Genomic DNA, 15,833 nt, shown 5'->3' with positions numbered 1-15,833 from the left:
CATGTCGGGGGACAGAATCAGGGGGGCCGTCGCCGGGCTCGCCGTCGGTGACGCCGTGGGCTGGCCCGCGGCCAGGCACCGCGCGGCCCTGCACGCGCCCTGGAGCCGGCGGCTGCACCGCGAGCTGGACGCCTTCGCCGAAGAGCATCAGGTGACCACGCTGCCGGTGCCGTTCGCGCTGAACCAGCCGGTCGCGCCGCTGCGGATCGGGCCGTCAGACGACGCCGAGTGGCTGGCCTGGACGCTGCTGACCATCGACCGGCCACGGGCGGAGGCGTTCAGAGACCTCGTCCCGTCGCGCCCAGGCGCCGGCCCGCCGGGCGCCGGCCAACCCGCCGGTCAGCCGGGCGCCGGTCCGGCCGCCGGCCGGCCTTCCGGCCTGCCCGGCGCCGGTCCGAGCGGTGGGGCGCCCGCGCCGATCAGGGCGCGCATCTCCGTGGCCACCGCGCTGGACAACCTGGCCAACGGTGTCGAGCCGCCCGCGTCGGGGCATGACAATCCCCATCATTTCGACGACGCCGCCGCCATCAGAGCCGTCGCGTTCGGGGTCCTGGGGAGGGACCCCACCGAGGACGCGCAGGTGACGAACGCGGGCGACGGAGTGCTCGCCGCCCAGGCCATGGCCGCCGCTGTGGCGGCAGGGTCGATGTCGGGGGATGTGGCGGCGGCGGTCGAGGCGGCACTGGACAGGCTGCCCGCGGACACCGCCATCGGGCACAACGCCCGCCTGGCGCTGTCCGTCGCGCGGAAGGCGGGCGACCCGTTCGCCGCCGTCCCCGCGCTGGACGCCGCGCTGCTCGACCACGTCTACAGCTACGGCGTCGGCGCCGCGCAGACGGTGCCCGTGGCGCTGGCGCTGGCCGAGGCGGCGGGAGGCGAGCTCACCAGGGCCGTGCCCGCCGCGGCCTGCCTGGCGCCGCTGGCCGACTCGGCGCCCGCGCTGACCGGCGCGCTCACCGGGGCCTGCGGCGGGTACGGGGCGATCCCGGAGGGGTGGACCGCCCCGGCCCGTACGCTGGCCGGTTGTTGCCTGCCTGACCTGGCGGGCCGAGATCTGATCGAACTACTGGAGGGAATCGCATGACGCCGCTTGAGGACAGGGCGACCGGCTGCGTGGCGGGGGCGGCGGTCGGTGACGCGCTGGGCGGCGCCACCGAGGGCTGGACCTCCGAGCAGATCGTCGAACGGTACGGCGGCCGCGTCGAGGGCGTCGTGCCCCCGTACAACGAGGACTGGCGCAACGCCAGGCCCATCGCGCCGTACCACAAGGGGGACGGCCACATCACCGACGACACCCTGATGACGCACGCCCTCATCCGCGTGTACGAGAAGACCGGCGGCCACCTGGACGCCTACTCCATGGCCGAGCACCTGGTGCCCGAGCTGATGGGTGAGCGGCGCTGGATCCCCGAGCTGGAGGCCGAGGCGCTGCCGCTGCAGCGGATCTTCCTGGCCGAGAAGTGGATCGTGGCCAGGCTGCACTACGGCCACGCCGACCCGCGCGAGGCCGGTGTCGGCAACATCGTGAACTGCGGCGCCGCCATGTACGTCGCCCCCGTCGGCATCGTCAACGCCGCCGACCCCGATGCCGCCTACGCCGAGGCCGTCGACCTGACCGGCGCGCACCAGTCCAGTTACGGGCGTGAGGCGGCGGGCGTGATGGCCGCCGCCGTGGCCGAGGCGATGCGGCCGGGCGCCACCGCCGACTCCGTGGTGGCCGCCTGCCTGCGCCTGGCCAAGGACGGCACCAGGGCCGCCATCGAGGCGGTGTGCGAGGCCGCGTCCGGGCTCGGGCACTGGGAGGGCTCGTTCGAGGCGCTGCGGGCGGCGGTCAGGCCGTACGACACGGTCGCCGACACCTACCGTGACCAGGGCCTGGGCGCGCGGCGGCCGAGCCGGGTGCACAGCATCGAGGAGCTGCCCCTGGCGCTGGGGTTCCTGGTGATCGCCAAGGGCGACTACCGGGACACCGTGCTGGGCGGCGTCAACTACGGGCGCGACGCCGACTCGATCGCCTCCATGGGCGGGGCCATCGCGGGCGCGCTCGGCGGGCTGGACGGCGTGCCGAAGGAGTGGGTCGAGCAGGTGGCGGCCGCCAGCAGGACGGACCTGGTGGCTCCGGGGCGCTCCATCGCCGCCGTGGCGCGCCGGGTGCACGAGGGCGACCTGCTCCGCCGCCGCGCCCACGAGTCCGCCTTCGCCGAGCTCGACGGCGCATGATCCGGCTCACCTGGGTGCAGCCGGAGGACCTCGTCGGTCACGAGCTGCGTCAGGCCGCCGAGGACGGCCGCGACGCTAGCGAGATCGCCGCCCACTGGCACGCGGCCGGCGGCCACGACGCCCCGCCGCGCGCCGGCGCCTCGGAGCCGGGGGCCGTCCGGCTGCGCGGCCTGGCCGAGGACCTGCTGGACGAGCTGGCCGCCGTCCCCTCCCCGCTGCCCGAGCCGTCGGACCTGGCCGGCATCATCGCCGCCTGCCCCGACTGGCCGCGGCGGCGACCCAGGGCCGAGGTGGATCCCGCGCGGGTGCTGGGGGCGTGGCTGGGCCGCGCGGCCGGCTGCGTGCTCGGCAAACCCGTCGAGAAGATCCCCCGCGCGGGCATCAGGGAGATCGCCGAGGCCACCGGCAACTGGCCGATCGAGGGCTGGTTCACCGCGAAGGGCCTGCCGGACGACGTCGCCCGCCGCTGGCCGTGGAACCGGCGCAGCGCCGTCAACTCCCTGGCCGAGAACGTGGACGGCATCCCCGAGGACGACGACCTCAACTACCCGCTGCTGGCCCTGTCGGTCCTGGAGCGGCACGGCCGCGGCTTCGGCACCGAGGACGTGGCCAAGCTGTGGCTGGACGAGCTGCCCGCGGGCCGTACGTTCACCGCCGAGCGGGTCGCGTACCGCAACCTCCTCGACGGCGTCGAGCCGCCGGCCACCGCCACCTACCGCAACCCGTTCCGCGAGTGGATCGGCGCGATGATCAGGACCGACGTCTACGGCTGGGTCAACCCGGGCGACCCCGCCACGGCCGCCGAGTACGCCTGGCGCGACGCCCGCCTCACCCACACCGCGAACGGGATCTACGGAGCCATGTTCGCGGCCGCGATGTGCGCCGCCGCGCTGGTGGCCGATTCGGCGGAGGAGGCCGTGCGGGCGGGCCTGTCCGTGGTGCCGCGCGGCTCGCGCCTGTACGCGGCGGTCCGCCTGGCCGTGGCGGACGCCACCCGCGAGGACGACTTCGAACGCGTCGTCGACCTGCTCCACGAACGCCACGGCGACCTGCACTGGGTGCACACGATCCACAACGCCGCCCTCGTCGCGGCGACCCTGGTGCACGGCGCCGGCGACTTCACCGCGACGATCGCCGGGGCGGTGGCGGGCGGCTGGGACACCGACTCGGCCGGCGCCACGGCCGGCTCCGTCGCGGGCGCGCTGAACGGCGGCGTGCCGGAGCGCTGGCGGCTGCGCGACAGGCTGGCCAGCAGCCTGACCGGGTTCGACGGGGTGAGTCCGGCCGAGCTGGCGGCGCGGACACAGGAGATGATGAGGACATGATCTCGGTTTTCGGCAGCGCCAACATGGATCTCGTCGCGTACGTCTCCCAGGCCCCGCGCCGCGGTGAGACGGTCACCGGGCACCGCTTCCGCACCGTGCCCGGCGGCAAGGGCGCCAACCAGGCGATCGCCGCCGCCCGCGCGGGCGGCGAGGTGACGTTCCTGGGGGCGGTGGGCGACGACGGGTTCAGCGCGGAGATGCGCGCCACGCTGACAGAGGCCGGGGTGGGCGTACGCGGCCTGCGCCAGGTGCCCGGCCCCAGCGGCATCGCGCACATCGTGGTGGACGACGACGGCGGCAACTCGATCATCGTCGTCCCCGGCGCGAACGGCACCGTCACCGGGCCCACCGGCGAGGACCTGGCCGCCATCGCCGGCTCGCGGGCGCTGCTGCTGCAGCTGGAGCTGCCCATGGAGGCGGTCGTACGGGCCGCTCAGGCGGCCCGCGTCTCCGGCGTGCCCGTCTTCCTCACCCCGGCGCCGGCCCAGCCGCTGCCCGCCGAGCTGCTGGAGGCGGTCACCACCATCGTCCCCAACGAGCACGAGGCCGCCGCCATCACCGGCGTGACGGGCGCGGACGAGGCCATGGACGCGCTGCTGGAGCTGGTTCCCGAGGCGGTGATCACGCTGGGCTCCGAGGGGGCGCTGTACGGGTCGCGGGAGGGGGAGCGGTTGCGGGTGCCGGCGGTGAAGGTGAACGCGGTGGACACGACGGCGGCCGGCGACACGTTCGTGGGGGCGCTGGCGGTGGCGCGCACCGAGCGGATGCCCATGGAACGCGCCCTGCGCTTCGCCTCCGTGGCGGCGGCGCTGTCGGTGCAGCGCGAGGGCGCCAGCACCTCGATGCCGACCCGCCGCCAGATCGAGGACGCGCTCGACTGACGCTCCCGGGCGGCTTCTGACCGGTATCCGGCCAGGTTGGGCGGGTTGTGGCAGGGCAGGTGGCAGGTATGAGCAAGCCATCGAAGGAGCTGCCCGAGGCGGTGCGGGGACTGCAGGGCGAGAGCGACGTCGTCGCCGAGCGCGCGGGCTGCGACACGCCGAGGTCACGCCGGCCGATCTCCGCCGACCCGCCCGACGCGCAGGACGAGCCGGAGCCGGAGGAGGAGCCGGACGACGACGAAGACGTCATCCGCCCGGACGCCGGCCCGACCGGCTGACCCACCGCCCACCCGGACTCGTAAGCCGGCGTGCGCCCGTCAGCCCACCCGGACACGTCGGCCGGTGCGCCCGTCAGCCCGCCCGGTAGGTGCCCGTGCGGCGAGGCGATCCGCGCCGCACGCCGGCCGGTCAGTGGGCGTGCAGGTGGGCCAGGGTCTGGCGCAGCTCCGTGCGCAGGATCTCCTCGGCCGCCGCGCCGTCGCCGTCCCTGATGGCCGCGACCAGCGCCTCGTGCGTGTCGTGCCCGGGGTTGCGATCGTGCTCCCGCAGCCCCAGCAGCTCGACCAGGTCGATCAGCCGTTCCCGCAGCGCGGGCGCGAACTCGGCGAACAGGTCGGACAGCACCGGGTTGCCCGCCGCCGCCACCACCGCCGCGTGCAGCGCGATGTCGGCGTCAACGAACGCGGCGTCGTCCGCGCCGGCCGCGCGTGACCGCCTCTCCAGCGCCGCCTCCAGGGCCGCGACGTCCTCGTCGGTACGCCTCCCGGCCGCGAGCGCGGCGGCCTGCGTCTCGACGATGACGCGTACCTCGTAGACGTCGGTGATGGCGGCCCGCCGCAGCCGGGCGGCCCACCCCTCGGCCGGACCGGCGGCGGCCTCCGTGGCGATCACGAACACCCCCGACCCCTGCCGGGCCTGCACCAGCCCCGCCCCGGCCAGCGCCCGCAGCGCCTCGCGCACCGTCGAGCGCCCCACCCCGAGCGCCTTGGCCAGCGCGTTCTCCCCGGGCAGCCGGGTGCCCACCGGCCACTCGCCCTGGGTGATCTGCTCGCGCAGATGCTCGGTGGCCTGCTCGACGAGCGGGCTGGGCCGGAGTGAGCCGAGGGGCATCGCATTTCCTCTCAGGTTGTCTGAGGACCTGTGGTGTGGTTAGTCTAGCGGCCATGACGTCGTACGGTCGCCTCCTTCTCGGTCGCCGCGGCGGGGCCTGACCGGACCGGCACCCCGCCGCGGCGGTCGGTGTGCCCCGCCGGTCTCCCCTCCGAGAACCGAGAAGGACGATCATGTACGACTGGAACCGGCAGCGCCCGAGCGCCATGCCCTCTCACCGCTACCGCCCCGCCCACGAGCGCGTCGAGGTGCCGCTCGCCGCCGAGCGCGCCTGGCCGGGACGGCGCATCACCGAAGCGCCCCTCTGGGTCCCCGTGGACCTGCGCGACGGCAACCAGGCCCTGGCCGAGCCGATGGACCCGGCCCGCAAGCGCCGGATGTTCGACCTGCAGACGGCCATGGGCTTCAAGGAGATCGAAGTCGGCTACCCCTCGGCCAGCCAGACCGACTTCGACTTCGTCCGCCACCTGGCCACGCCGGGCGCCGTGCCCGGGGACGTGAGCGTGGTGGTCTTCACGGCCGCCAGACGCGACCTGATCGAGCGCACGTTCGCCGCCGTCGAGGGCATGTCCCGGGTGGTCGTGCATCTCTACGCCGCCACCGCCCCCACCTGGCGCGAGGTGGTGCTCGGCCACGACAGGAGCGAGTTGCGCGCCCTGATCAGGGACGCCGCCGGGCACGTCGCCCGGCTGGCCGGCGACCGCGACATCCGCTTCGAGTTCTCGCCGGAGGTGTTCAATCTGACCGAGCCGGACTACGTGCTGGAGGTCTGCGACGACCTGACCACCCTGTGGGACGCCTGCGCCGACCGGCCCGTGATCCTCAACCTGCCCGCGACGGTCGAGGTGGCCACGCCCAACGTGTACGCCGACCAGATCGAGTACATGCACCGCAACCTCGCCCGCAGGGACGCGGTGATCCTGTCCGTGCACCCGCACAACGACCGCGGCACCGGCGTCGCCTGCGCGGAGCTGGCCCTGCTGGCGGGGGCGCAGCGGGTGGAGGGCTGCCTGTTCGGCAACGGGGAGCGCACCGGCAACGTGGACCTGGTGACGCTCGCGCTCAATCTGCACGCGCAGGGCGTCGATCCGATGATCGACCTCTCGGACATCGACGAGGTGCGGCGGGTGGTCGAGCACTGCAACCGGCTGCCGGTGCCCGACCGCCACCCGTACGCGGGCGACCTCGTCTACACCGCCTTCTCCGGCACCCACCAGGACGCCATCGGCAAGGGCCTGGCCCACCACGCCAAGCGGGCCGCCGAGCTGGGCGTGCCGCCGGAGCGGGCGCCGTGGGAGGTGCCGTACCTGCCGATCGACCCGGCCGACGTCGGCCGCGACTACCAGGCCGTCATCCGGGTCAACAGCCAGTCGGGCAAGGGCGGTGTCGCGTACCTGCTGCACACCCGCTACGGCCTCGAACTGCCGCGCCGCCTGCAGATGGACTTCTCCCGGGTCGTCCAGCGGGCCACCGACGGCAGCGGCGCGGAGATCACCGCCGAGCAGCTCTGGGAGCTCTTCCACGCCACCTACCTGGCGCCGGGGGAGGCCGCCCCGCTGGTGAGCTGGAGCACGGTGGAGACGGGGCCGGGCGTGCACGCGTTCGAGGGGACGCTGACCAGCGGGCGCGTGCTGCGCGGCACCGGCAACGGGCCGCTGTCGGCGCTGAGCGCCGCGCTGGCCGCCGACGGGATCGAGACGGACATCCTGCACTACGCCGAGCACGCCCTCGATCCGGGCAGGGGCGGCCGGGCCATCGCGTACGTCGAGGTCCGCGCGGGCGGCGTCACCCGCTGGGGCGCGGCCACGGACACCTCGGTCCTGACCGCCTCGGTCCGCGCCGTGCTGGCCGCGGTCAACCGGGCCATCGAGCCGGCCGCGCACACCGGCTGACCGCTCGCGTACGATCACAGGTTCCGCGGCGGGACCCGCCGCGGAACCTGTGATCGTGGAGGATGCGGATGTTCGAGGCGGGCGCCGTCCTTGCGGTGCTGCGGGCCCTGCGCGCGGCGGGCTGCGCGGTCTGGGTCGCTGGCGGCTGGGGCGTCGACGCGCTCGTCGGCCGCGTCACCAGGCAGCACGCCGACCTCGACCTGCTCCACCGGGTGGAGCAGGAGCCCGCCGTGATCGCCGCCCTTGAGGCCCTCGGGTACGCCGAGCGGCACGAAGGCGTCGTTCCCGGCAGGCCCGCCCGTTTCGTCATGGCGGATCCCGGCGGGCGTGAGCTGGACCTGCACCCGCTGAGCTTCCGCCCCGACGGCTCGGCGCTGCAGCGGCTCGACGACCACGGCGGCGCCTTCACCTATCCGGCGGACGCCTTCGCCTCCGGCGTGGTCGAGGGCGTGGACGTGCCGTGCCTGTCCGCCGCCCAGCAGGTGACCTTCCACCAGGGCTACCAGCCCAGGGAGCGCGACCTGCACGACATGGCCAGGCTGCGGGAGACGTTCGGGATCGCGACCCACTTCTGAACGCGCTCCGCGTCGGTCAGCTCGGGGCGGCGACCCCCGACAGGTGCGCGGCGCACTCGTCGCGGTAGAACAGCGTACGGCTGCGCACCCGCTTCGGGTCGGCCAGCACGTCCCGGGAGACCGACGGCAGCACCGCGTGCCGTACCGGACCGAAAAGGCGCGCCACGTCGGCGGGAGTGGCGCCCTGCGCGCCCAGCCCCGGCGCCAGGATGGGGCCGTTGAGGTCGGTCAGCGAGTCTTCGAGCTCCGGCAGCGTGGCGCCCATGACCAGCCCGACGGGCCCGAACGGGGAATGCCCCGCGTTGGCGGCGGTGGCCCCGGCCAGCACCTGACCGGCCACCAGCTGCTGCAGCCCGGCGGCCTCCGGGTTGGAGGTGCGGGCCAGCACGAACACGCCCGCGTCGTTGGCCACCGCCGAGGTGATCGCGCCCTCCAGCGAGCCGAACCCCAGGTAGGGGCTCAGCGTCACCGCGTCGGCGGCCAGCGGGCTGCCCCGGTCGAGGTAGGCCTCGGCGTAGGCGGCCATCGTGCTGTCGATGTCGCCCCGCTTGACGTCGAGCAGCACCAGCGTGCCCGCCTCGCGCAGGTCCGCGATGGTGCGTTCCAGCACGGCGATGCCGCGGCTGCCCCAGCGCTCGAAGAAGGCCGACTGCGGCTTGACCGCGGCCACCACGTCGGCGACGTTCTCGACCACCGTGCGGCTGAACCGCTCCAGACCAGCGGGCGAATCGTCGAGCCCCCAGGCGGTGAGCAGCGCCGGGCTCGGATCGATGCCCACGCACAGGGGCCCCCGGTCGTCGAGCATGGCTCGCAGACGCGCCCCGAACGAATCGTTCATGTGACAAGCTCCCTCACGACCACGGGTAGGCGGCCCCGCGGGTGCCGTGGGCATGAATCGTACTCCCAGGACATTAGGGTGCCGAGGCACCGATGCCCATCCGGTGCGGGGCCGAGTCTTCCACATGTGGTCGTGCGGGTAGATCAGCAGACATGTACGAGATCGCCCATCGGGTGCTGGCGCTGCGTACCGATCCGCCACGTGACGTCCTCGTCACGCTCGGCCTGCCCTACGAGGAGGCGACGGGCGAGTGGTCGTGCCCGTACCGGATCGACGGGCTCGACGGATGGGAGCACGAGCGGAAGGTCACCGGGCTCGACTCGCTGGAGGCGGTCGAGCTGGCGATGGTCATGGTCAGGGCGGCGCTGGCCGGCTCGCACGAGGCCAGGGAGGGGCTGCTGGCCGACGACGACCGTCCGGAGACGCCGCGGCCGCGGACGGTGTACGTGAGCGTCGACGACGACCGCAACATCGCCTATATCGCGATGAAGCACGAGATCGCCCCGGGAGAGGCGGCGGACCAGACCGTGGCCGGGGACGTCGTCCTCGACTTCGGCGACTCGGGCCAACTGCTGGGCGTGGAACTCACCGACGCGGCCACCCGGCTCCCGTCCGAGATGCGCGTCTGACGTTCCTGCGGCTGACGCTGCCGCAGCAGCCACCACCAGTGCGGCAGTTCCAGCACCACCGTCACCATGGCCACCACCGTCACCATGGCCACCACCGTCACCATGGCCACCACCGTCACCATGGCCACCACCGTCACCATGGCCACCACCGTCACCATGGCCAGCACCGACACCACGGCGGCCACGACCGCGTGCCAGGCCGCCCACGCCGCCGCCACCGCGGCCACGACGTGCAGGACCACCAGCCAGCCCGGCACCGCGACGATCACCTGCCGCCTGTCGCCCGGGGTGGCGAAGAGCGCCGGCAGCGCGATCAGCACCACCGCGGCACCCTGACCATCGAGGATCCCGGTCAGGGCGCGTGCCTCGTCCTGCGCATGCGCATGCCCGCCTGATCGCCGGGTCACGGCTCCTGGTGGCGCAGAGCCGCGCCGGCGAGGTCGTGCGGCGTGAAGCTCGCCGCCGCCACCCGGTAGCGCGGATCGAGCGCCTCCCACAGCTCGTCCAGGAACGCGTGCTGATCGGCCGCCTCGGTCACGGCTTCGAGGAACGGCTCTCCGGTGACCACGTGCCGGCCGTCGGACACGTAGGTGGTCATCAGCACGGCATCGCCGGGAGCGAGCTCCCGGACGGAGAGCGTCAGCAGATCGGTCGAGGTCCGGTCGCCGGAGCTGCGACGGGCGGCGCCGAACCAGGCGTCCCCGGGGGAGTCCACGTTCACGACCACGGTGACGCGCGGCGTGAAGATCGGCGGATCGGGTTCGTAGTCCAGGCCGTCAAGAGCGACGACCGGCGGCCGTCCGGCGCGCAGGCGATCGGCCACGGTCGCCACCTGTTCCCCGTTCCCGAACACCAGCCAGCCGTCCCGTCGCGTGGCGGCGACGTAGTGGCGCAGCGGGTCGTCCGGGGCCGGATCGGTCGGGCCGACGACGAGTTCGTGACCGGCCAGGCGCAGGGCCCGCGCCTTCGACGCCTGGGTGCGGCCGGTCAGGACATAGCCGCCGCACATCGCGCCGTCGAGGGTCCTGGCCCACGCCACGATCCGTCCCGGATAGGGAATGGCCTGGAGGGTCTGCCGCAGCGGCCGCATGGACACCCGAGCTCCCTTTCGTGATCCGGCCGCTCGTCGATCCATCCGCGGCGGCCGCGTCAGCCTACAGCTCCGTGGCGAAGCGGACGTGGTCGCGTGGTCGCCGAAGACTGTTCGCGTACGTCATGAGTCCGCGCTCGCCGGAGGCCGTTCGTTTACGTCGTGATCCCGCGATCGTCAGAGGCCGTTCGCATGCCTCATGACCCCGCGGTCGCCCGGACGGGATAATCGCCTGGTGAGCACCGTGACCTTCCCGCGCATCGTGGCCACCGACCTCGACGGCACCCTTCTCACCTCGACCGGCTCCGTCAGCCCGCGTACCAGGCAGGCGTTGCGCGCCGCCCGCGCGGCCGGCGCCGAGATCGTCTTCGTCACCGCCAGAGCCCCGCGCGGCGTTCAGGAGATCGCCGCTCAGGCGGAGGCCACCGGCACCGCGATCTGCAGCAACGGCGCCGTCGTCTACGACCTGGCCACCGACGAGATCACCGCGATCAGCCCGCTCGACCCGCAGGCCGCGCGCAAGGTCGCCGAGGCGCTCGCCCTCGCCCTGCCCGACGTCGGGCTGGCCGTCGAGACCGGCAGGAACGTGCTGATCGAGGCCGCCTACACCCGCAGGATCGAGCACGACGTGGCCTTCTACCGCGAGGTCGACTCCGTCTTCGGCGTGGACCAGCCGATCGTCAAGCTGCTGGCCCTGTCACCGTCCCGTACGGCGGACGAGATGTACGCGGCGGTGTCGGACACGATCGGCGATCTGGCCGAGGTGACGTACTCGGGCCTGGAGGGGTTGCTGGAGATCAGCGCTCCCGGCGTCACCAAGGCGGCCACGCTCGACCGGCTCTGCCGGGAGCGGGGCGTCGGGGCCGGCGACGTGGTGGCCTTCGGCGACATGCCCAACGACCTGGCCGTGCTGCTCTACGCGGGCGCCGGATACGCGATGGCCAACGCCCACGAGATGGTGCTGGCGGCGGCAGAGCACCGGACGCTGTCGAACGACGAGGACGGGGTGGCCGTGGTGCTGGAGGATCTGCTGGGCCGCGCCGCCTGACGCCCGTTCGCCGGGGTCGCGCCGTCGTGCCCGCCCACCCCCGCGGGCGGGCACGTACGGTCTCACGCGTCGTCGTCCGACACGCGCGAAGCGCCATCACAGGAGGACGGTGCCTGGCTGAGCACCGGCAGCAGCCCACCGCACGTGCTCAACGGCAGGGACACCGGCTCGACGATCTCGTCGTTGAAGATGATCACGTCGCCGATCAGGGGAGCCGGGCCGGTCTTCGCCGGAGCCTCGTCCTCGGCGTACGCGCCGGGGCAGCCGAGCAACGCCGACGCCACCACCGCCACGACCGCGTACGTGAATCGCATCAGTCCCCCTGCCAGGCGCACCGCCATGCCCCCTGCCGGGCCCACGGGCGCGCGGCTAGGCGGCCAGGCGTTCCTGCGACGTCCCTGTGGACTGCTCCCCGTCGCCCGTGCTCTGATGCGGACGCCCGCCCTCCATCACCCGGTCGATCATGGCGAGCGCGATCGCTGAGACGACGAAGGTCAGGTGGATCAGGGTTTTCCATATGAGCTCCCGGTCGGTGATGGTGGGTTTCGCGGCGTTGATGAAGATCTGCAGAAGGTGGATGGAGGAGATGCCGATGATCGCCATGGCCAGCTTGACCTTCAGCACGTTGGCGTTGACGTGCGAGAGCCATTGGGGCTGGTCGGGATGTCCTTCGATGCGCAGCCGCGAGACGAACGTCTCGTAGCCGCCGATGATGACCATGATGAGCAGGTTCGAGATCATCACCACGTCGACGAGCCCGAGGACGATCAGCATGACGGTGGTCTCGGCGGGCGTGCCGCCGAAGCCCAGCTGGATCAGATGGAGCAGCTCCATCATGAAGCGCCACACGTAGACGACCTGCGCGACGATCAGCCCCAGGTAGAGCGGCACCTGGATCCATCGGCTGAGGAACATGAAGTAGCCGACCCGTCGGAGCGGTGTCCGCGGCCCGGTCGGCGTATAGGCCACGGACAGCTGCGCTACCCGCACTAGGACGTCAGGACGTTGATGTGCTGGACGTAGGTCTGGATGTCGACGAGCGGAGGATTGCCTTTGCCGAGCTCGTCGAGGATGGACGGAGGCAGGCCGGCGGCCAGCGCCAGGGCGGCGACGGCGGTCAGGACTCGGACCTTCAACGGAACTCCTTGCTGCTGCTCTTCGTGCACCCGCTGATGACGCGGACGGTGGGCTGGGACCGGGCGGCGTCCGGCGTGCGGACGCCGCCCGTTACCGGTGTCGAGGGGTGGTCCCGTGCCGGAAACCCGCGTGGTCAGGGAGCCAGGCAGTTCGTCGCGGGGAGCTCGGGCATCGCGAGCAGGGACGCCGGGTCCATGACGGCGGCCGGATCCAGCGTTCCGAGCGCCGCGTTGGGGGCCTCGGCCAGGCAGGTGAGGGTGAGGACGGGATCGACGACGGCGTGTGCGGCAGGGACGGAGAGCAGAGTCAGGCCGCCGGCGACGAGCGCGGTGACGGCGAGCCGACGGGGGGCGAAACGCATGTGACCTCCTGGGTGACGGTGATGAACAACCTCCGACTAACTACCCAGAGTAATTGCTCGGTAACACTCCGTCTAAGAAAGCCTTCAGAGCAGCCGCGTCAGTCCAAGCTCTCCGGCATCGGACGGGGGTCCGTCATGACCCAGCGCTCCTGCGCGGCCATGACCTCGTCGGCGTGCTCGGCGGCCCACTCGCCGAACCCCTCGATCGGGCCCAGCAGTGAACGGCCCAGGTCGGTCAGCTCGTACTCCACCCTCGGCGGGGCCTCGGCGTAGGTGTGGCGCGTCACCAGGCCGTTGTACTCCAGGCGGCGCAGCGTCTCGGTCAGCACCTTGCTGCTGATGCCGCCGATCTCCGTACGCAACCGCCCCGGCCGGCGCGGGCCGTGCCGCAGCGCCCACATGACGACCGCGTTCCACGTGTTGGCGAGCAGGTCGAAGGCCAGCCGGGTCTGGCAGTCGGCGAGGAACAACGGGGACCTTCCGATGGGAACCGAATGGTGCGCGACGGACTTCCTACAGTCCTGCTGTCAAGTAAAGCCCCTCATGCGGAGGACGGAACATGCGGATCGGGATCCTGGGCGCGGGCAACATGGCGGACGCGCTGGGCACGCAGTGGGCGGTGGCGGGACACGAGGTGATGGTCAGCGGGCGGGACCCGGGCAGGAGCGCGGAGCGCGCGGCCGGCATGACCGCCCAGGCGGTCGCGCGTACCTCGGCCACGGCTGCGCCCGCCACAGAGGCCGGAGCTTCGGCGGAGGCACGGTCCCGGGCGGTCGCGGAGGTCCTGAGCGGGAGTGTCGCGAAGGTGCGGAGCGGGAGTTTCGCGGAGGTGGCCGGGTTCGGGGACGTCGTGGTGGTGGCCGTCAGGGAGGCGGGGCTGGCCGACACGCTCCGTGCCGCCGGCCCGGCCCTGCGCGGCAAGCCGCTCATCGACGTGACGAACGCCGCCGCTCCGGACCGGTATGACCCCACGCGTCCCCTCGCCCGCCTGATCGCGGACATCACCGGCGGGCATGTGGTGAAGGGCTTCAACCTGTGTCACGTGGACGTGTGGCGGCTGACGCCGCCGGTCTTCGACGGCCGGCCGCTGGCCGTGCCCCTGTGCGGTGACGACCAGGCCGCCATGGACGTCGCGCGCACGCTGGTCGCCGACCTCGGCTGCACCCCCGTGAACGGCGGGAGCCTGGCGCGGGCGACGCAACTGGAGGCGACGGCGGCGTTCATGATCGGGCTGTGGTTCGGCGGCGCCGACGCCCAGGCCGTCCTGCCGCCTCTGCCATCCTCCGGTGAGCATCAGCCGGCCTGATCGTGTACGACCGTTGATGTAGCGCGGACCGCGACCGCGGGCGGATGCGGCCACCGCCCGCCGGGCGGATCCTGAAGACCTTTCGTCCTAGGTCAAAGGAGAGGCCAGTGGTCACCGAGGTCGCCAAGGGCAGCGGGTACGCCACCGCGTTCAAGGTCGTCACCGCGCTCAGCACGTTGTCGGTGCTGGTCCAGGCCGTGACGGCCGGGCAGCTCCTGAGCGGGGGAGCGGCGGGACCGCACGGGATGGGCGCGACCGCGGTGCACGCGCTGGCGCTGGCTCAGCTCGTCGTCGCCGTGCTGCTGTGGCGGCCGGCGCGGGGGCCGGGCTGGCCCGCGCTGGTCAGCCTGGCGGTGCTGCTGCTCGGGTTCGTCCAGTCGATGCTGGGCGGGTCGGGGGCGCTGGCGGCGCACGTGCCGCTCGGGATGACGTTGTTCGGTCTGAGCGTCTGGCTCCTGGTCTGGGCCCTGCGCCGCTGACCCCCGCCCCGGGAGGGGAACGGCTCCGGGGCCGGCCCGCGGGGGCGCCGGTTCCGCGGCCGGCCCTCTCAGCCAAGGGTCAGCCGCAGTGCACGTTGTTGAGCTTGACGATCGTGTACGACGGGACGATGCCCTCGACGTCGATGCACTGCCCGGGCGCGGAGACGTACACCGGACCGGCGTAGCACTTGTACTCCTTGGCGTCGGTCTGCTTCCCGCCGCCGTCGCCGCGCGAGATCACCACGCCCATCCAACTCAGGGACGGGCTCAGGACGGGTGGCGGGCCAGGTGATCGGCGTGGCGGATCGGCTCGGGGAGGCGGTAGCGGGCCGCCAGCCGCAACACCTCGCCGGTGGCGGTGCCGAGTGAGATGCGGTGCCCCTGCGACACGTACACCGGCCTGACCCCGCGTCGCGTGCGCAGCGCCCGCCCCACGACGGCGCCCTCGTGGACGATCGGCGTCCAGGCGCCGCGCTCCCGGCCGGGCGGCTCGTGCGTCCCGACGAACGGCGTCTTGCCCACCCCCACCGACGGCAGCCCGGTCAGCACGCCCAGGTGGCAGGCCAGGCCGAAGCCGCGCGGGTGAGCCAGCCCGTACCCGTCGCAGACCAGCAGATCGGGCGTCACCGTGAGCCGTTCGAGCGCCTCCACCAGCGCGGGCAACTCCCTGAAGGCGAACAGGCCGGGCACGTAGGGGAAGGCCGCCTTCCCGTGCGCCACCACCTGCTCCACCGGCTCCAGCGTCACGGCGTCCAGCACGACCACCGCGGCCGTCACCTCGTCGTCGCCGTGGTAGTGCACGTCCAGGCCCGCCACCAGGGCGAAGGTGTCGGGTCCCGTCAGCTCGACCTGCCCGCGCAGCCGGTCCTGGACGGCCTCCGCCTCGGCGACACTCGTGGGCCAAGGGTGAAGCTGATTCACACGCACCCGCCCTAAGGTATC

22 protein-coding genes are annotated in these 15,833 nt (G+C 73.3%); 12 read left to right on the top strand and 10 right to left on the bottom strand.

The window, feature by feature from the left end; all coding sequences use genetic code 11:
• Nucleotide 1 precedes the first annotated feature (1 nt).
• From B0I32_RS43230 to B0I32_RS43210, 5 genes are all read left to right on the top strand, one after another.
• On the top strand, nucleotides 2-1,084 hold the full coding sequence (locus tag B0I32_RS43230; protein WP_106249593.1) for an ADP-ribosylglycohydrolase family protein: 1,083 nt from the start codon (nucleotides 2-4) through the stop codon (nucleotides 1,082-1,084).
• Nucleotides 1,081-2,220 (top strand): ADP-ribosylglycohydrolase family protein, encoded by a 1,140-nt coding sequence (locus B0I32_RS43225; protein ID WP_106249592.1) that lies wholly within the window; start codon nucleotides 1,081-1,083, stop codon nucleotides 2,218-2,220. Before B0I32_RS43230 ends, B0I32_RS43225 begins: the two co-directional genes overlap by 4 nt.
• On the top strand, nucleotides 2,217-3,545 hold the full coding sequence (locus B0I32_RS43220; RefSeq protein WP_106249590.1) for an ADP-ribosylglycohydrolase family protein: 1,329 nt from the start codon (nucleotides 2,217-2,219) through the stop codon (nucleotides 3,543-3,545). The genes B0I32_RS43225 and B0I32_RS43220 overlap by 4 nt, the downstream gene beginning before the upstream one ends.
• Nucleotides 3,542-4,426, top strand: a complete 885-nt coding sequence (gene rbsK / locus B0I32_RS43215) for a ribokinase (RefSeq protein ID WP_106249589.1) — start codon at nucleotides 3,542-3,544, stop codon at nucleotides 4,424-4,426. Before B0I32_RS43220 ends, rbsK begins: the two co-directional genes overlap by 4 nt.
• A 68-nt stretch (nucleotides 4,427-4,494) precedes the next feature.
• Entirely contained in the window at nucleotides 4,495-4,704 is a 210-nt protein-coding gene (locus B0I32_RS43210; protein ID WP_106249587.1) for a hypothetical protein, read from the top strand.
• Between the two features lie 130 nt (nucleotides 4,705-4,834).
• Here the strand turns inward: B0I32_RS43210 and B0I32_RS43205 are convergent, their stop codons facing one another.
• Entirely contained in the window at nucleotides 4,835-5,536 is a 702-nt protein-coding gene (locus B0I32_RS43205) for a FadR/GntR family transcriptional regulator (RefSeq protein ID WP_106249585.1), read from the bottom strand.
• A gap of 173 nt (nucleotides 5,537-5,709) precedes the next feature.
• Here B0I32_RS43205 and leuA point away from each other — a divergent pair, with 173 nt between their 5' ends.
• Nucleotides 5,710-7,428 carry a 2-isopropylmalate synthase gene (gene leuA, locus B0I32_RS43200; protein ID WP_219912306.1) on the top strand — a complete coding sequence of 573 codons (1,719 nt, stop codon included), beginning with the start codon at nucleotides 5,710-5,712 and terminating at the stop codon, nucleotides 7,426-7,428.
• 62 nt (nucleotides 7,429-7,490) lie between these two features.
• Nucleotides 7,491-8,003 (top strand): nucleotidyltransferase domain-containing protein, encoded by a 513-nt coding sequence (locus tag B0I32_RS43195; protein WP_219912305.1) that lies wholly within the window; start codon nucleotides 7,491-7,493, stop codon nucleotides 8,001-8,003.
• A gap of 16 nt (nucleotides 8,004-8,019) precedes the next feature.
• On the opposite strand, the gene pyrF is transcribed toward B0I32_RS43195, so the two are convergent.
• Nucleotides 8,020-8,841 carry an orotidine-5'-phosphate decarboxylase gene (gene pyrF / locus B0I32_RS43190; RefSeq protein ID WP_106249581.1) on the bottom strand — a complete coding sequence of 274 codons (822 nt, stop codon included), beginning with the start codon at nucleotides 8,839-8,841 and terminating at the stop codon, nucleotides 8,020-8,022.
• A gap of 152 nt (nucleotides 8,842-8,993) precedes the next feature.
• Between pyrF and B0I32_RS43185 the strand changes: the two genes are divergently transcribed.
• Nucleotides 8,994-9,470, top strand: coding sequence for a DUF2283 domain-containing protein (locus B0I32_RS43185; protein ID WP_181308405.1), 477 nt, complete (start codon nucleotides 8,994-8,996; stop codon nucleotides 9,468-9,470).
• A 66-nt stretch (nucleotides 9,471-9,536) separates the two neighbouring features.
• The gene (locus tag B0I32_RS58280) at nucleotides 9,537-9,806 is read left to right on the top strand and encodes a hypothetical protein (protein ID WP_181308404.1); all 270 of its coding nucleotides are present in this window, start codon (nucleotides 9,537-9,539) and stop codon (nucleotides 9,804-9,806) included.
• A 67-nt stretch (nucleotides 9,807-9,873) separates the two neighbouring features.
• Here the strand turns inward: B0I32_RS58280 and B0I32_RS43175 are convergent, their stop codons facing one another.
• A complete protein-coding gene (locus B0I32_RS43175) occupies nucleotides 9,874-10,560 on the bottom strand; it encodes an IMP cyclohydrolase (RefSeq protein WP_106249833.1) in 687 nt (228 codons plus the stop codon).
• Nucleotides 10,561-10,795: 235 nt separating this feature from the next.
• Here B0I32_RS43175 and B0I32_RS43170 point away from each other — a divergent pair, with 235 nt between their 5' ends.
• Nucleotides 10,796-11,608 (top strand): HAD family hydrolase, encoded by an 813-nt coding sequence (locus tag B0I32_RS43170; RefSeq protein ID WP_245956390.1) that lies wholly within the window; start codon nucleotides 10,796-10,798, stop codon nucleotides 11,606-11,608.
• 62 nt (nucleotides 11,609-11,670) lie between these two features.
• On the opposite strand, the gene B0I32_RS43165 is transcribed toward B0I32_RS43170, so the two are convergent.
• From B0I32_RS43165 to B0I32_RS43150, 5 genes are all read right to left on the bottom strand, one after another.
• Nucleotides 11,671-11,922 carry a hypothetical protein gene (locus B0I32_RS43165; protein WP_106249576.1) on the bottom strand — a complete coding sequence of 84 codons (252 nt, stop codon included), beginning with the start codon at nucleotides 11,920-11,922 and terminating at the stop codon, nucleotides 11,671-11,673.
• Nucleotides 11,923-11,977: 55 nt separating this feature from the next.
• Nucleotides 11,978-12,523 (bottom strand): TIGR00645 family protein, encoded by a 546-nt coding sequence (locus tag B0I32_RS43160; protein WP_245956389.1) that lies wholly within the window; start codon nucleotides 12,521-12,523, stop codon nucleotides 11,978-11,980.
• A gap of 74 nt (nucleotides 12,524-12,597) precedes the next feature.
• A complete protein-coding gene (locus B0I32_RS58275) occupies nucleotides 12,598-12,744 on the bottom strand; it encodes a hypothetical protein (RefSeq protein WP_181308403.1) in 147 nt (48 codons plus the stop codon).
• 134 nt (nucleotides 12,745-12,878) lie between these two features.
• Complete coding sequence (locus B0I32_RS43155; RefSeq protein ID WP_106249573.1) at nucleotides 12,879-13,106, bottom strand: hypothetical protein; 228 nt, start codon at nucleotides 13,104-13,106, stop codon at nucleotides 12,879-12,881.
• A 98-nt stretch (nucleotides 13,107-13,204) separates the two neighbouring features.
• Complete coding sequence (locus B0I32_RS43150; RefSeq protein WP_245956388.1) at nucleotides 13,205-13,576, bottom strand: winged helix-turn-helix transcriptional regulator; 372 nt, start codon at nucleotides 13,574-13,576, stop codon at nucleotides 13,205-13,207.
• An 89-nt stretch (nucleotides 13,577-13,665) separates the two neighbouring features.
• On the opposite strand from B0I32_RS43150, the gene B0I32_RS43145 reads away from it, so the two are divergent.
• Together B0I32_RS43145 and B0I32_RS43140 are read left to right on the top strand one after the other, a co-directional pair.
• Nucleotides 13,666-14,412 carry an NADPH-dependent F420 reductase gene (locus B0I32_RS43145; RefSeq protein WP_106249571.1) on the top strand — a complete coding sequence of 249 codons (747 nt, stop codon included), beginning with the start codon at nucleotides 13,666-13,668 and terminating at the stop codon, nucleotides 14,410-14,412.
• 107 nt (nucleotides 14,413-14,519) lie between these two features.
• On the top strand, nucleotides 14,520-14,891 hold the full coding sequence (locus B0I32_RS43140) for a hypothetical protein (RefSeq protein WP_106249569.1): 372 nt from the start codon (nucleotides 14,520-14,522) through the stop codon (nucleotides 14,889-14,891).
• Between the two features lie 79 nt (nucleotides 14,892-14,970).
• Here B0I32_RS43140 and B0I32_RS58270 read toward each other — a convergent pair whose 3' ends face one another.
• Both B0I32_RS58270 and B0I32_RS43135 read right to left on the bottom strand, forming a co-directional pair.
• A complete protein-coding gene (locus tag B0I32_RS58270) occupies nucleotides 14,971-15,141 on the bottom strand; it encodes a hypothetical protein (protein WP_181308402.1) in 171 nt (56 codons plus the stop codon).
• A 17-nt stretch (nucleotides 15,142-15,158) separates the two neighbouring features.
• Entirely contained in the window at nucleotides 15,159-15,818 is a 660-nt protein-coding gene (locus B0I32_RS43135) for an endonuclease V (RefSeq protein WP_106249568.1), read from the bottom strand.
• Nucleotides 15,819-15,833: the final 15 nt, after the last annotated feature.

Source organism: Nonomuraea fuscirosea, assembly GCF_003001935.1.
Taxonomy (GTDB): Bacteria; Actinomycetota; Actinomycetes; order Streptosporangiales; family Streptosporangiaceae; genus Nonomuraea; species Nonomuraea fuscirosea.
Note: the sequence above shows the minus strand (reverse complement) of the source record. Positions and strands in the feature narration are given on the sequence as shown.